At 63.7% G+C, this 15,167-nt stretch carries 15 protein-coding genes; 7 read left to right on the top strand and 8 right to left on the bottom strand.

Features of this window, described 5'->3' with window-relative positions:
- Window positions 1-31 precede the first annotated feature (31 nt).
- The 4 genes from ACXJ16_RS05885 (at window position 32) to leuA (ending at window position 3,686) form a co-directional block, all read left to right on the top strand.
- Entirely contained in the window at window positions 32-679 is a 648-nt protein-coding gene (locus ACXJ16_RS05885) for a YceI family protein (RefSeq protein ID WP_324694910.1), read from the top strand.
- A gap of 67 nt (window positions 680-746) precedes the next feature.
- A complete protein-coding gene (locus tag ACXJ16_RS05890) occupies window positions 747-1,064 on the top strand; it encodes an I78 family peptidase inhibitor (protein ID WP_185997491.1) in 318 nt (105 codons plus the stop codon).
- 76 nt (window positions 1,065-1,140) lie between these two features.
- On the top strand, window positions 1,141-1,764 hold the full coding sequence (locus tag ACXJ16_RS05895) for a TMEM175 family protein (RefSeq protein ID WP_324694907.1): 624 nt from the start codon (window positions 1,141-1,143) through the stop codon (window positions 1,762-1,764).
- Window positions 1,765-2,012: 248 nt separating this feature from the next.
- Window positions 2,013-3,686 (top strand): 2-isopropylmalate synthase, encoded by a 1,674-nt coding sequence (gene leuA, locus ACXJ16_RS05900; protein ID WP_054441689.1) that lies wholly within the window; start codon window positions 2,013-2,015, stop codon window positions 3,684-3,686.
- Window positions 3,687-3,854: 168 nt separating this feature from the next.
- Here leuA and ACXJ16_RS05905 read toward each other — a convergent pair whose 3' ends face one another.
- The 8 genes from ACXJ16_RS05905 to ACXJ16_RS05940 form a co-directional block, all read right to left on the bottom strand.
- A complete protein-coding gene (locus ACXJ16_RS05905) occupies window positions 3,855-5,261 on the bottom strand; it encodes an NAD(P)H-dependent flavin oxidoreductase (RefSeq protein WP_054441687.1) in 1,407 nt (468 codons plus the stop codon).
- A gap of 77 nt (window positions 5,262-5,338) precedes the next feature.
- On the bottom strand, window positions 5,339-6,103 hold the full coding sequence (locus tag ACXJ16_RS05910; RefSeq protein WP_132468766.1) for a class I SAM-dependent methyltransferase: 765 nt from the start codon (window positions 6,101-6,103) through the stop codon (window positions 5,339-5,341).
- Window positions 6,104-6,175: 72 nt separating this feature from the next.
- A complete protein-coding gene (gene prfB, locus ACXJ16_RS05915) occupies window positions 6,176-7,303 on the bottom strand; it encodes a peptide chain release factor 2 (protein ID WP_132468765.1) in 1,128 nt (375 codons plus the stop codon).
- A gap of 148 nt (window positions 7,304-7,451) precedes the next feature.
- The gene (locus ACXJ16_RS05920; protein WP_324694902.1) at window positions 7,452-7,994 is read right to left on the bottom strand and encodes a peroxiredoxin; all 543 of its coding nucleotides are present in this window, start codon (window positions 7,992-7,994) and stop codon (window positions 7,452-7,454) included.
- A gap of 77 nt (window positions 7,995-8,071) precedes the next feature.
- Window positions 8,072-8,302 carry a biotin/lipoyl-containing protein gene (locus ACXJ16_RS05925; protein ID WP_185997494.1) on the bottom strand — a complete coding sequence of 77 codons (231 nt, stop codon included), beginning with the start codon at window positions 8,300-8,302 and terminating at the stop codon, window positions 8,072-8,074.
- 105 nt (window positions 8,303-8,407) lie between these two features.
- Window positions 8,408-9,262, bottom strand: a complete 855-nt coding sequence (locus ACXJ16_RS05930) for an acid phosphatase (RefSeq protein WP_324694899.1) — start codon at window positions 9,260-9,262, stop codon at window positions 8,408-8,410.
- A gap of 104 nt (window positions 9,263-9,366) precedes the next feature.
- Window positions 9,367-10,788: an acyl-CoA reductase gene (locus ACXJ16_RS05935; protein WP_463921585.1), complete on the bottom strand. Its 1,422-nt coding sequence runs from the start codon at window positions 10,786-10,788 to the stop codon at window positions 9,367-9,369.
- Entirely contained in the window at window positions 10,785-12,134 is a 1,350-nt protein-coding gene (locus tag ACXJ16_RS05940) for a hypothetical protein (protein WP_463921587.1), read from the bottom strand. The genes ACXJ16_RS05935 and ACXJ16_RS05940 overlap by 4 nt, the downstream gene beginning before the upstream one ends.
- Window positions 12,135-12,209: 75 nt before the next feature.
- On the opposite strand from ACXJ16_RS05940, the gene ACXJ16_RS05945 reads away from it, so the two are divergent.
- From ACXJ16_RS05945 to ACXJ16_RS05955, 3 genes are all read left to right on the top strand, one after another.
- Window positions 12,210-12,941, top strand: a complete 732-nt coding sequence (locus ACXJ16_RS05945; RefSeq protein ID WP_463921588.1) for a TetR/AcrR family transcriptional regulator — start codon at window positions 12,210-12,212, stop codon at window positions 12,939-12,941.
- A 28-nt stretch (window positions 12,942-12,969) separates the two neighbouring features.
- Entirely contained in the window at window positions 12,970-13,899 is a 930-nt protein-coding gene (locus ACXJ16_RS05950; RefSeq protein ID WP_463921589.1) for an SDR family NAD(P)-dependent oxidoreductase, read from the top strand.
- Between the two features lie 313 nt (window positions 13,900-14,212).
- Window positions 14,213-15,100 carry an HpcH/HpaI aldolase/citrate lyase family protein gene (locus tag ACXJ16_RS05955; protein ID WP_463921590.1) on the top strand — a complete coding sequence of 296 codons (888 nt, stop codon included), beginning with the start codon at window positions 14,213-14,215 and terminating at the stop codon, window positions 15,098-15,100.
- Window positions 15,101-15,167: the final 67 nt, after the last annotated feature.

Here is a 15,167-nt window from a genome sequence, read left to right on the forward strand (position 1 = left end):
GCGCCGCCTCTTTTGTTCAGGAGCAGACCCGATGCGCCGTCCGCATATCGCTTTCGCTTTGGTTGCCGCTGCCGCGCTTGCGGCCCCCGTCATCGCCCAGCCTGGCCCCGGCGGTGGACGCGACCGCATGGAAATGCTGCACGGATCGGGCACCCCCGCCGACGTCAAGGCCGGGACTTACGCCGTTGAGCCGGCCCATACGCAAGTCACCTTCAGCGTCTCGCACATGGGCATTTCGCCCTTCGCCGGCACGTTCTCGGGCGCGAGCGGTTCGCTGACGCTCGATCCCAACAAGCTGTCGGCCACCAAGCTCAGCGTCACCATCCCCACAACCTCCGTGCAGACGACCAGCAGCAAGCTTTCCGAAGAACTCGTCAGCGCCGACTGGCTTGATGCCGGCAAGTTCCCGACTGCCACTTTCGTCGCCACGTCGGTCACGCCGCGCGGGCCCGATAGCGCCTCGATCGACGGCACGCTGACCCTCCACGGTGTCAGCAAGCCGATCACCATTATCGCGCGCTTCTTCGGCGCCGCACAGAACCCGATGAGCAAGAAGGATTCGATCGGCTTCCTCGGCCGCGCCCTGATCAAACGCTCCGACTTCGGCGTTTCCAAGTACGTGCCGGTGGTCTCCGACGAAACCGTACTGGTCATCAACGCCGCCTTCGAGAAGCAATAAGCGTCATCGACCGTTCACGGCCCATGCGCCATGGGCTCATGGCATGAACGCTCGAAAGGAGATCGGCATGAAGACCAGACTGACCGCGACTATCACCCTGGCCACGGCCCTCTTCGCCCTTTCTGCCTGCGCCAGTACCGGGAACGACAAAGTGGCCGATGCAACCCCGCCGTCGATGGAGCCGAGCTGCGGCGCCGAACAGTTCGCTTCCTACGTAGGCCAGCCTGCCAGCGACGAGGTTATCGCCGCAATCACCGCATCGCGCGGCGACAAGCCGATGCGCGTCATCAGGCCCGGCTCTGCCGTGACCATGGACTACCGGCCCGACCGCCTGAACGTCCAGGTCGGCGATGACGGCAAGATCAAGGGCTTCACCTGCACCTGATCCCATACCATCTGACATCTTGATCCGGGCGCTCCGCTCCTCCAAGCACCATTGCTGGAATGTAACGGAGCCCCGGATGAACGAAGCTGACGATATCGAGCGCGAGGACGGCCTCGCCCGCGTCGAGGCGTTCTCGGACGGCGTGCTCGCCATCATCATCACCATCATGGTGCTGGAGTTGAAAACCCCGGTCACCGAGGGACTGAAGGCGCTCTGGCAACTCTGGCCGATCTTCATCGCCTATGTGCTGAGCTATGCCTACGTCGCGATCTACTGGGTCAATCACCACCGCCTGCTCGGCCATGCGCGGGTCGTGACCAGCGGGCTGCTGTGGTCGAACATGCTGCTGCTGTTCACCCTCTCGCTGATCCCCTTCTCCACCGCCTATCTCGGCGAGCATCACTTCAGTCGCGAGGCGACCCTGCTCTATCTGGCAACGATGCTGACGCCTGCCCTCGCCTATGTCCTGCTGCAAGGACGGATCGCGGCCACCGGCACACGCACCGCTGCCAGCCGCCGCTATCACAAGGCCTCGCACCGCAAGGGGATCGCCGCTTCGGCAGTATATGCCCTCGGCATTCCGCTGACTTTCGTATCCCCGTGGCTCGGCATCGTCTGCGCGGCACTTGTCGCCGTATTCTGGATGCTGCCCTGGAGCGTGCTCGACCGTCTGTTCCTCGACAGGGTTCCGCCTGCCTAGATCATGAAGTGCGTCGTCCTCTGCGGGAAGGAAAAGGCCCTTTTCGCTTTACATCGACCAAGCGAATGCCCATAGGCTCCGGCAATGAACCTTCTTCTAGGCCTTACCCTGCGACTTACCCGCCCTTGGGCGTGAGTTGACGCGTCGGTCCTGCGGCGCGCTCGGCGCTCAAGGGGACCCGGAAAGACCGGCCTGAACTGGACCGGCAAGCCTTTTAACCGAAGAAGTTTTTCCGAGCGAGATTACCCATGACCATGCTGCAAGACCCCTCGGTCAAGTACCGTCCCTTCCCGCAGATCGACCTGCCGAACCGCCAGTGGCCCTCGCAGGTCATCACCAAGGCGCCGCGCTGGCTCTCGACCGACCTGCGGGACGGCAACCAGGCACTGATCGACCCGATGGGCGCCGAAAAGAAGAACCGCTTCTTCGACCTGCTGGTCAAGGTCGGCCTCAAGGAAATCGAAGTCGGCTTTCCCAGCGCGGGTGCGACCGAGTTCGACTTCATCAACGGCCTCGTCAAGAACGACCGCATTCCCGAAGACGTGCTGGTGCAGGTGCTGACCCAGTCGCGGGAAGACCTGATCACCCGCTCGTTCGAGAGCCTGGAAGGCGTCCACGCCGCGATTGTCCACCTCTACAACGCCGTCTCGCCGCTGTGGCGCAACGTGGTGTTCGGTATGGACAAGCAAGAGATCAAGGGCATCGCGCAAGGCGGCGCCAGGATCCTGCGCGATCAGGCGGCGAAGTATCCCGCCACCAAGTGGCAGTTCGAATACTCGCCCGAGACCTTCTCGACCGCCGAACTCGATTTCTCGATCGAGGTCTGCGAGGCGGTGATGGAAATTCTCCAGCCGACGCCGGAAAATCCGATCATCCTCAACCTGCCGGCAACGGTCGAGGCGGCAACGCCCAACGTCTATGCCGACCAGATCGAGTATTTCTGCCGGAACCTGCCGAACCGCGAATCGGCAGTGATCTCGCTGCACACCCATAACGACCGCGGCACCGGCGTCGCTGCCGCCGAACTGGGCCTGATGGCTGGCGCGGACCGGGTCGAAGGCTGCCTGTTCGGCAATGGCGAGCGTACCGGCAATTGCTGCCTCGTCACCGTGGCAATGAACATGTACACGCAGGGCGTGAACCCCGAGCTGGACTTCTCGGACATCGACGAAGTGATCCAGACGGTGGAATACTGTAACCAGCTGAAGGTCGGCGAACGCCATCCCTATGGCGGCGAACTGGTCTTCACCGCCTTCTCGGGCAGCCACCAGGACGCCATCAAGAAGGGCTTCGCCGCGCAGGAAAAGCGCAACGACCAAATCTGGTCCGTGCCCTACCTGCCTATCGATCCCGCCGATCTCGGCCGCGATTACGAAGCCGTGATCCGCGTCAACTCGCAGTCCGGCAAGGGCGGTTTCGCCTGGGTGATCGAACAGGACCAGGGCCTGAAACTGCCCAAGCGCATGCAGGCGCACTTCTCGAAGCATGTGCAGGAACTGGCTGACGAACTGGGCCGCGAACTCCAGGCCTCGGACATTTGGGAGGTCTTCCGCAAGGCCTACCGCATCGACGACCCGCAGCACTTCCAGCTCATCGACTGGGAAGAAGCCAAGGCCGCCGACGGCACCCGCGTCTTCGCCGGTAAGATCGGCGTGGACGGCAAGGAGCAGTCGGTATCCGGACGCGGCAACGGCCTGATCTCTTCGGTTACGGCCACGCTGGCCGAGAGCTTCGGTGTCACGCTCGACGTGCGCGACTATGCAGAGCACTCGATGGGCAAGAGCTCCGACGCGCGTGCAGCGGCCTACGTGGAATGCGTGGCCCCCGATGGCCGCGTGATCTGGGGCGTCGGCATCGACGAGGACGTGGCCACCGCCAGCGTCCGCGCAGTACTCAGCGCTGCGAACACCGCACGCATCTGACCGCAAGACATACGCGTTTGAACATAAGCGGCGGGAGCACGATGTGCTTTCCGCCGCTTTTGCGTTCCGCCTTTAGATTTGCGAAGCAAGGGACGCGCGCCCCTAGGGCGGGAAACGAAAAAGGGCGGCCCAAAGCCGCCCTTTTCCTTTTTCCGTCACCGGCTTCGATCAGTCGCCGGTCAGAATGCGGTCGACCAGTTCCTTCACCGTCGGCGTGTAGCCGTTCGAATAGAACGGGTCCTGCTTGAACTTGTAGGCCGCATGGCCCGCAAACATCAGGTTTTCGTCGACCGGGCCGCCATGGGCAATGTCCTGAAGCGTCTTCTGGATGCAGAAGCTGCGCGGATCGGCAAGGCGACCCGTGGTATAGTCGTCGTGATCCTTCCACGAAGAGAACCCGCAGTGCGACAGGCAGCCCATGCAGTCCGCCTGATCCTTGCGGATCTCGTCACGCTCGGCCGGATTGACGAAGATGATCGTATCGTCAGGCGTCCGCAGGCCGTCCGTGAACCCCTGGGCCGACCAGCTGCGCGCACGGTCGAGATCCTTGGGCGCGACCCAGAAGTTCTTGCCCTTCACGCCGACGTCGAGACGCACGGTGTGCTCTCCGGCCTCGACCTTCGAATAGGGAATCTGGCGCTCCGAACGCGCTTCGAGGTTCCGCAGGAACGGGTTGCGCACGGCCGAGGAATAGAACCCGGTCGGCGAGAAGCGGTGCAGCAGCACGTCGCCCGGTTCCAGCGTGCGCAGATGGTCCTTCCACGCCTGCGGGATCGGGCTTTCCTGCGTCAACAGCGGGCGCGTGCCGTACTGGAACGCGATCGAGCCGAGTTCAGGATTGTCGATCCAGTTTTCCCAGTCACGCAGGAACCAGACACCGCCGGCCATGACGATCGGCACGCTGTCCGGAATGCCTTCTGCACGCATGGTATCGCGCAGCGCCTTCACGCGGGGATAGGGATCTTCCGGCTTGAGAGGATCCTCCGCGTTGGACAGGCCGTTGTGACCGCCGGCCAGCCAGGGGTCCTCGTAGACCACCGCGCCCATCAGGTCAGAGACCTTGTGATAGGCACGCTTCCACAGCGCGCGGAAAGCACGGGCGGAGCTGACAATCGGCAGGTAGTTCACGTTGAAACGCGCGGCGATCTCGGACAGCTTGTAAGGCATGCCCGCGCCGCAGGTGACGCCGGTGACCATTCCCTTGGTCTTTTCCAGCACGCCTTCCAGCACGGCCTGGGCGCCGCCCATTTCCCACAGGACATTGATGTTGATTGCACCCTTGCCACCGGAAATCTCGTAGGCACGGCGAACCTGCTCGACTGCGCCGTCGATGGCGTAGTCGATCAGCTCCTGATGGCGTTCCTTGCGCGTCAGGGCATTGTAGACCTGCGGGACGATCTTGCCTTCGGCGTCATAGCTGTCGGCATTGACGGCGCTGACCGTGCCGATGCCGCCAGCCGCCGCCCAGGCGCCCGAGCTCATGTGATTGGTCGCGGCAACGCCCTTGCCGCCCTCGACGAGCGGCCAGACTTCGCGTCCACCATAGACAATCGGCTTGAGACCCTTGAAACCCATCTTCTCTTTCGTCTTTCCCCCGGCGTCGGGCACGCTGGTTCAGCGGCCTTATATACGCCCTGTGCTACTGACGCTCACTACTTTTGCGCCGTGGTGTTGCCGGACATCCGGCAAGGTACGATGTTTGCGGGTTCCGGCCGCGCTCCTGCGACCTCGAACTGCGCGTAGTAGCCTTGTAACTCCGGCTTACGGACAAATTCCGTCAAACGAAAGCCCAAGGACGCGAATTCGCAGAAAAGCAGCTGCGGTGGAATTCCGTGGCTGTCGCTCGCGCGGTCGACATCGACCACGACCACGCGGCCTCCCTTGCGCAGCGCGGGGCGCAGGCGCCAGAGGAAGGCGTAAGGCTCCGTGACCTCGTGGTACATATGTACCAGGAAGACACGGTCGAAACTGTTTTCGGGCAGCTTGGGATCATCCTGCGTGCCGAGCTTGATGGAGACGTTCTCCAGCTCTTCACGCATGACGCGGTTGCCCAGCCGCTCGTTCGCTTCACGATCGATATCCTCAGCCAGCACGCGCCCCTTGGAGCCGACGCGCTGGGCCAGACGAACCGTGTAATATCCCTCGCCTGCGCCGAGATCGGCCACGCTCATGCCCGGCTCGATCCGGGCGAGGTCCATGACGACCTGCGCCTCGTTCATGCTGTCACGCTGGACTTCGGTGCCGACGGCGCCGTCTGGCGTCTTGGAAATCGGGCGATCCGCCACCGGAAAGGCCCGCGCGGTTTCAGGGCGCGATTCGTCCACCGGCTCGCGATGGCACGCCCCCAGGGCAAGCCCCAGAGCAAGCGTCGAGACCGCGATGGCGGCGCGACAGACAAGGCGGGATGACAAGCGCATGCGGCCCTTTAGCGGTTCGGCCCGCGCTTGGCAAAATCGGCTGCCAAGCTGCGGTCCGAACGCGCTTCGAACTCAGTCTACGTCTTCGACCTCGACCTTCTCGCCCGTGACGCGCTGCGACAGGGCAGCGGCCATGAACGGATCGAGCGCGCCGTCCAGCACGTCGCCGGGCGCGGTCGAGACGACACCGGTGCGCAGGTCCTTCACCTGCTGATAGGGTTGGAGCACATAGGAACGGATCTGGTGGCCCCAGCCGATATCGCTCTTGCTCGCGTGTTCGGCGCTGGCGGCTTCCTCACGCTTGCGCATTTCTTCCTCGAACAGGCGTGCCTTGAGCATGCCCATCGCGATTTCACGGTTCTTGTGCTGCGAACGGTCGATCTGGCTCGCCACGACGATGCCCGATGGCTGGTGCGTGATGCGCACGGCCGAATCGGTGGTGTTGACGTGCTGCCCGCCGGCACCCGAAGCGCGATAGGTATCGATCTTCAGGTCGGACGGGTTGATGTCGATCTCGAAAGTATCGTCGATCACCGGATAGACCCATACCGACGAGAAGCTCGTATGGCGGCGCGCCGAGCTGTCGTAAGGGCTGATGCGGACCAGGCGGTGGACGCCGCTCTCGGTCTTGGCATAGCCATAGGCGTTCTCGCCCTTGATGAGCAGCGTGCAGCTTTTGATGCCCGCGGCTTCACCGGCGTGATAATCGACCAGTTCGACCTTGTAGCCATGACGCTCCGCCCAGCGCGTGTACATGCGCTGGAGCATCTCGGCCCAATCCTGGCTTTCGGTTCCGCCGGCCCCGGCGTGAACTTCGAGATAAGTGTCGTTACTGTCCGCCTCACCCGAGAGGAGCGCGGTGACCTTGTCCTGGTCGGCACGGTCAGCCAGCGCAGCCAGCGTCGCGATACCCTCGTTGATGGTATCCTCGTCGCCTTCCATCTCGCCCAGTTCCACGAACTCGACAGCGTCCTGCATCTCGCGGCTGATGTCGTTCACGGCGCCGATCGAGGCTTCGAGACGGCGACGTTCCTTCATCACCGCTTCGGCTTCCTTGGGCTTGTCCCAGAGCGTGGGGTCTTCGACGCGCGCGTTCAGCTCGTCGAACCGGCGCAGGGCGCGGTCCCAGTCGAGGAACTTGCGGACCAGCGCGAGGGCCTTCTCGATACGCGCAATGTGGGCCTGCCCTTCGGCACGCATGACTTCAAACTCCCAGAAACGAGCGCCGCGCATAGCGCAGTGGCGACGTAAGTAAAGCGCGCGCGATGCCCATCGTCAGGCAAGCCGTGCGAAAGCGGCGCTATTACCCGCTGATGGGGGTGCTGTTCAAGAGCCGTGAAAGGCTCTCTCAGCCCTTAAGCTTTCTGACCGCTTCCAGCGTGAGCTTCACGTGGTCGCGATAGTCGAGGTCGGAATGGACCATGACGATCCTTCCGTCCCGCGCGATCACATAGCTGGTACGATCGGTCATGCCGGCCGGCGCGCCTTCGCGCTTCAACGCAACGTCGTAGGCCTTGATCACCGCCGGCGTGGCAACGGCAACCGCGAACTTGTCGCGGCAGGCTTCGGTCGAGAATTTCTGGAGCGTGGGCAGATCGTCGTTCGACATGCCCACCACGGTGGCACCGAGCTTGGCGAAATCATCCGTTGCATCGGCAAAGGCATGCGCCTCCAGCGTGCAACCCTGTGTGAAGGCCTTGGGGTAGAAATAGAGGACGACCGGCCCCTTTTTCAGCGCCGCCTTGAGATCGAACGACATGGCCTTGCCGCCCTTCGCGCCCTGCGTCGAAAAGGCGGGCGCCTTGGCGCCGACCGGCAGCGCCGCATCGGCGGCACCGGCAGAAAAAGCGAGAGCCAGAGCGGCGGCGACGGCGGAAAAAGTCTTGCGCATGAGGCGCAATCTGGACCTGGAAAGAGGGCCTGTCCAGCCCCCTTCCCCGTTGCCATTATCGGTTGGAATTACCCCTCTTACTCGATGTAGCCGAGTACGGTTCCCACCTCGTAGGTTTCACCGATGGCGGCCACGATCTTGAGCGTGCCCGAAGCCGGCGCTTCCACCTCGTTGGTCGACTTGTCCGCTTCGAGCGAGAAAAGCGGCTGACCTTCGGAAACCGCGTCCCCGTCCTTGGCGAGCCATTCTGCGATCTGCCCTTCCTGCATGGAGAAGCCGATCTTGGGGAGCAGGATTTCAACGGCCATGGTCTTTCTCGATCCTTTGCGAATGTCTTTGACCATTGCCTATCGCGCGCCCGTGCACTGGCATAGGGCCGAGAGCCTGGGCGCGTGCAGGTTTCGCCGGTACGATTACATCGCCAGCGCCGCGTTTTCTCGCGCGCAGTCCGGTACGGGCAACGAGGCGCGCTTTTCAGCCAGTTCTGCCCGCGCAGCAGCGATATCGGCGGTGAAAGCCGGTTCGGCATTCAAACGGGCGAAGACAGTGGTCGCAACGATCCTTCCTTCCTCGACATCGCTCAGCCAGTGAACATTGCAAATCCGGCGGCTCTCCCCGAAGGCACGCCCCCGCGCGACCAGTTCTCCGGCGCGATCAGGCACCAGATCGGCAAGGATCAGCCCCATGCCGAACCCGATGGCGCTGTGCCCCGAGGGGTAGGAGCCATCCTTGCGCAGGATCCCCTCCTGATCGGGCGTGCAGATCGCCTTGCCGTTTTCCATGAACGGACGCGCCCGCTTATAATGATTCTTGGTGGGATAGCTGGCGAGGCCGAAGTCCATCATGGCCTTGAACAGCAGGGCCTGAACCCGCGGGGTGGTGTCCGCGCCGATGCGGAAACCGGCAGCGCAGGAAAACGTATCGGTGAGTTTCGGCGTAAAGAGATCGGCATCGATCTTGGCCTGTTCCCAGCGCGGCGTGCCATGCAGGGCGAGGGCCGCCTTCGCCGCCTCTTCGTCCCGCGCCATGGCTGCGGAGCCAGGTGCCGGGGGCGCCGGGTTATAGAGCAGGCTGTTCGGCGCGCCGCCTCGCGGAAGGTAGCTGCCGTGGCGCATTATCTCCGCCATCGCCGCCTTGTTGGCATCGGACGGGGAAACCGAACTCTGGGCAGGCGCCGCGACTTGCGCCTGACCCATGGCAACCCCGGCAGCCCCAGCCGCGATTGCGATCACCCCGCAGATACGCGTTGCCAGCCTTGCACCCTTCATCGCCGAACTCCCTTTTTCTGTTATTCACGCATTTCCAGCTTGAGTAACAGGATCGTACCGGCAGGCCATCAGGCATCGTGCCGGTATCGCCCGGGCAATTCCCCTTAGCCCGGCGCCTTTCCATCCTCGTGCGCCATCCAGTGCACGAAGCGGTGGAGAGGATACATCGCATCGTGCGGGTTGCCGATCGTCGAAGGCCCCGCCTCGCCCAGATGGACGACGCGCTGCGCGCCGCCCGCCGCCAGCCGGTCGCGGTAGTCCGCCATCCGGTCGAAAGGGTAGAACCCCACGGTCTGCGTGGCGACGTTGATCCACTTCACCGCCTCGTCGAGACTGTCCACCCGCACGACATTGGCGGTCTTGTTGATCGGATGGAAATCCACCGGCTCATCCGAGCGGATCACCAGCCCCTTGCCGTCGGTCCTGCCCCAGACGCCGTATTCGTCGTCCATCAGGATCATCATCTCCACCGCCTCACGCATGTCGCGGTCCAGCGGGCGGACATCGCCGCTTTCGGCGGCGCGCCGGGCAACGTGATGGTGCAGACGCTCGCAGAAACGGTCCACGTCCGCCTCGCTGCCTTCCACGAATTGGAAGCGACTGGCGACGCAAGCCTCCTGATTGAGGGTCATGACGTCCGCCGAGCAGAGATCGGCAACCCGATCTACCGTTTCATCATCCACCAGGGCTTCGCGCCCCACGAACGAGATCGACGTCTTGGGATCGAACGAAACGAGCTGAAATCCTGGACCCAAATATTTGATAACATTGTTTATAGCATCGCCGCCACCCCAGGCCACGATCTTGTCGAAGTACTGCGGGCGATAGAGCACGCGCTCGGTCGCGTCGTCACCCCCGCGCCAGTAGACCGCCGACATCGAGCGGACGATCGGATGGTTCGGGTCGATATCCGCCATGGTCCGCAGGATCGCGACCATGGTGAAGGGGTCCGCGCTGCTCATCTTGAACAGGTTGATCGCCTTGACCATCGAGCCTTGCGCCACCGACTTTACCGCCACGCCGGGCGAATTGCCCGGCAGGACATGGATCAGGCGCGGCGCGAAGGCGCGCACGAAGCTTCTGCGGCCGGTGAAATCCTCCTTGGGCACCCATTCATCAAGCGCGCGCGGATCGGGGAAGTTCTGCTCGACCTCGGCCCGAAGCACCTTCTTGTCGAGATAGGCCGCGGCATGGCGGGCGGTATTCTCCACCACCGCCCGCGGCAGGATATGCGTGCGGCACATCCTCTCGATGCATTCCTGCATGTGATCGTTGTCGGCAGCGGTAAGCCGCTGGCCGGTCTCGACGAGGAAGTCGATGATCTCGTCCAGCGGAACATTGAGCAGGGGCGGCACCTCGGTACGCGGCGGCACAGCCCGGTCGAAGGGTATGCGCGGGGTCGCGAAGGTAACGCCAAGGTCGCGCGATGTCTGGATCACATCGGTGCCGTGAAGCACTTCGCCGCGCAGGAAGAACGGCGCGGAAACGAGTTCTTCATTTTCAATAGGTTGGATAACAGAGTTCATGCCACACCTCGCACGTATGCATCGACCGTACCGGCGCAACCGATCTTGTCGTCACCTTCCAGGTCCGCGTAACGAACGATGTTGTCCCGGACCGAAGGGCCGTGGTTGCCGCACTTGCAGGGGCTGTAGTCCAGCGAAATCCGGTCCCCGGTGATGATGCCGCCCCAGCGCCCGTCGAGCGAAAGATCGAAGAATGCAGCGCGGCCCTCCATCTCGCCCTGTCCATGATCGAGCGCATTGTCACCGGTCTTGTCCAGGAGGATCGGAACCACCCACGGCGGCACGTGATAGCGCCCGCCCTCCCGGCACTTCGGCATGCCGGAGTTCAGTTCCTGCATGGAATAGTTCTGAAAGTGACGATCCTCGGGAATGTTGAAGGTATCGAACACATATTCCTGATAATCATCAGGAAGTTGCGCACGCTTCAACCCGCCACCTACGTAGATCGAGTTGTCCGGATCGAAATCGTCCCTGCCGTAGCCCGCATCCCGCACCGCCTTGGCCACTTGCCATAGCCCGCTCCAGAGACCCGAGAGCTGGAGCTTGCGATGGCGATTCTCGATTATGAACTGCGCCGTGGCCGGAATGGCGTCGGCCACTGCCCTCCCCCGCGCGGCAGAAGTCTCCTCGAAGGCGGCAATCTCCTCGGGGCGCGCCGTGCCCTCTGCGATCTTCTTGCGCATGACCACCATCGAGGTCAGCGACCCCACGGTGATCGGCGGCACCGGATAGCTCCAGCGCGGATACTCGGGATTGGCGAAAGCCTCGTACTGGGCTTGCGCTATCGTCGCGTTCTTGGGCACCGTGGCGACCGGCGCGCAGCCGACGATGAGGCGGTCCTGCGCAGGCGCCACGCCGGAACCCCAAGCAAAGACGTTGACCGTATCGATTTTCGACCAGTCCATGTCCTTCTGCGAGGCGATCAGCATGGCGGACTTGCCGGTGGTACCGCTGGAGCACGAGATGAAATGGCCCAGCGCCGCCAGCCGCGCGATCCAGTCATCGATCCCGGTGATGCCATCAAGATCCAGCCCCTCGATCGGATAGGGCGAGATCGTGCCGAGCCACTTGGTCAGCCGGTCCCAGCGTTCCTCGATCAGATAACCCTCGGGGTAGGACTTGTAGGCGGTGTGCGGGAACAGCAGCGGCACCACCTCCGCAACCGATCCAATCCTCTCCACCCCGGCGTCACGCGCACGCAGGCCAAGCAGCCTGATACGGTCCTTGCGCTCCTGGAAACGCTCATCCAGCGCGGCGACCTGCGTGGCCCGCAGTTCTTCGGCGCTGAAGGTAAAACGCTGCGGATCGGCGACAAGGGCCATGAGTTTGTCGGCGGCTTCGGCCATGTGGTGCTCTCCCGTTCTTTTCTTCGCGGCCCGGTCCAGATGGACATCGGCCCGCGACTCGATTAATGGCAACTCATGCGTTTCATTATTCACGATCCCCTTGGCAGCGCAAGCCCGATCGGTTCCAATGCCGAAATGACCGAAAAGACCGACGTGATCGAAGCCGCCACTTCCGCTCCAGTCGCCGTTCGTGCGGGACGCCCGACGCGGGAACAGGCGCAGGCCCGCCACGCGCAACTGCTTGACTGCGCCTTCGAAAACTTCCTCGACAAAGGGTTCGAGCCCACCACTATCGAGGCCATCGCCGCCGAAGTGAGCATGACCAAGCGGACCGTCTACGCTCGCTACCCCGACAAGGCCGCGCTGTTCCGCGCCGCAATCCGCCGCGGAACGGAACGCCGCGCGGCGAGCCTCGAGGCGATTGAGGCAACGCGCGCCGATACGCTGGAAGAAACGCTCGTGCGGATCGCGCTGCTGCGCATTCAGCTGGCCGGAACGCCGGAGGGCGTGAAACTGCAGCGCCTCATCAATACCGAAGCCTATCGCTTCCCGGACATCTTCCAGACCTATTACGAAATCGCCGCCCTGCCCACCGTGCGCTTCCTCGCAGCACTTCTGGAGGAAGAGACCCTCGCCGGGCGACTCGCCATCGAGGATGCGATGCTTTCGGCCAATGTCTTCATGAGCATGGTCGTCAGCGCCCCCGTACGTTTCCTGATTTCGGGGAACGAGCTTCCGGCGCAGGATGTGGACCGCAGGGTACGCTTCGCGGTGCGGCTGTTCCTCCGGGGCGCGGAGCCGCGCTGAGCGAGAATTCAAAGGGAGAGTAACGATAATGTCGCAATCAGACGGCCAGCCGGACCTCAGCAAGCCGCCCGCCGAAAAGTCCGATGCCCGCCAGCGATGCGCGGTCGTCACGGGCGCCAGTTCCGGCATCGGCAAGGCCACCGCGCAGGCCTTCGCACGCATGGGCTGGCACGTTATCGGCACGGGACGCGACCCCCGCCGCTGCGAACAGGCCGAGGCCGAAATCCGCGCTGCCGGAACGGGAGCCGCCCGCATCGACATGCTCCGGGGCGACTTCGCCGAAATGCACGAGGTCCGCCGCGTCGCTGGGGAAATTCGCGCGTTGACCGACAAGGTCGATGTTCTCGTCAACAATGCGGGCGGCGTGCGGGATGGATGGCATGAGACCTCCGAAGGCCTCGAATCCACGTTCGCGGCCAATCACCTCGCCCCGTTCCTGCTCACGCGCGAACTCCAGCCGCTGCTCGAACGCGCGGCCGGGGATGCACCTCCGGGACTGGTGCGGGTGATCGCCGTCTCGTCGAGCGGGCACCGCGCCTGTGCGGGGATGCGCTGGTACGATCTGATGATGAAAACCGCCTTCGAAGCCAGTGCCGCCTACTGCCAGGCCAAGCTAGCCAACCTGCTGTTCACGCGCGAACTGGATCGCCGGCTGATCGACAAGGGTATTGTCGCGCTTTCCATGCATCCCGGCCGGGTCGGTTCGAACTTCGCCAGCCACGGCGACGAGGCGATGCAGAGCTACATGGCCGCCAACGAATGCGCAGCGCCCGAGCAACCCGCGCGAACGATCGTCTGGCTGGCCACTGCCGAGGAACTAGGCGGCAAAGGCGGACGCTATTTCCACGAGTTGGCGGAGGAGCAACCGGCAGCTCAGGCGCAAGATGATATTGCGGCCGCAAAGCTATGGCAGGAAAGCGAAATAATCCTGGAGAAAATCCTGGAACCAGCCGGCTGAGGGCAAATTACCGTCCCGCGCCGCGCCTGTATCCGGAGCGGTCGCGGGACGATATGCGACCCGTAAAGGGCTATCGCAGCAGCAGCCGAAAAGTTCCGGCCCACGCTTAATTCGATCACTCATGCGAACGATCGTTAACGACGAATCAGTCGTTAGCGCATGTTTCAAACGATTGCATCACCGAATAACCTCTCGCTTGTCCGTGGCGCGAATTCCGCCCCGCGCCAATCGCCCCCGTGGTCAGCGCCCGGGCAGCCTTGACCTGCCGGCCCCTCTCCGCAATGCGTCCGGCAACTGCGAGGAAACCCTACCGATGACCGCCTCAGCTTCCGATACCGCCCATCGCCCACGCCGCAGCGCGCTCTATTTGCCCGCCTCCAACGCCAAGGCCCTGGCCAAGGCGCGCACGCTGCCTTGCGACGTGGTGGTGCTGGACCTTGAAGACGCCGTGGCGCCCGAAGCGAAGGAGGAGGCCCGCGCCGCCGCCATCGCCGCCGTTGCCGAAGGGGGCTTCGGCCACCGCGAAGTCGCGATCCGCGCAAACGGCATCGATACCGAATGGGGCGCGGCCGACCTTGCCGCCATCGCCGGATCGCAGGCCGCGGCCGTGCTCGTCCCCAAGGTCAATTCGCCCGAGGATATCGCCCGGTACGATGCGGCGCTCCTTGGCGCGGCCCCGCAGATGCAGCTCTGGGCGATGATCGAGACCTGCGAAAGCGTGGGCAACCTGCCCCGGATCGCCGCCATGGCCCGCACCACGCGGCTGTCGCTCTGGATCATCGGCACCAACGACCTTGCCAAGGAGATGCGGGCGCAGCTCACGCCGTGCCGCACGCCGTTCCTGCCCTTCCTGTCGATGGCGGTTGCCGCTGCACGCGCCGAGGGGATCGCGATCCTCGACGGCGTATGCAATGAATTTCGCGACCTCGGCCTGTTCGAGGCCGAAGCGCGCCAGGGGCTGATGTTCGGTTTCGACGGCAAGAGCCTGATCCACCCCGCGCAGATCGAGCCCTGCAACACCGTCTTCTCCCCAAGCGAGACCGATCTCGCATGGGCGCAGGCCGTGATCGCGGCGTTCGCCCTCCCGGAGAACCAGGGCAAGGGCGCGATCCGGGTGGACGGCAAGATGACAGAGCTGCTCCACCTGGAACAGGCGCGGCGGCTGGTGGAGGTTGCCGGCCTCATTCAAGCGATGAAGTAGCACGACCTCGGCAAGACGAAGCCATCCGTCTTCCGGCGCGATCGTGGCGCCACCGTCAGAAAGGGGG

This window comes from Novosphingobium sp. TK71 (assembly GCF_055361505.1).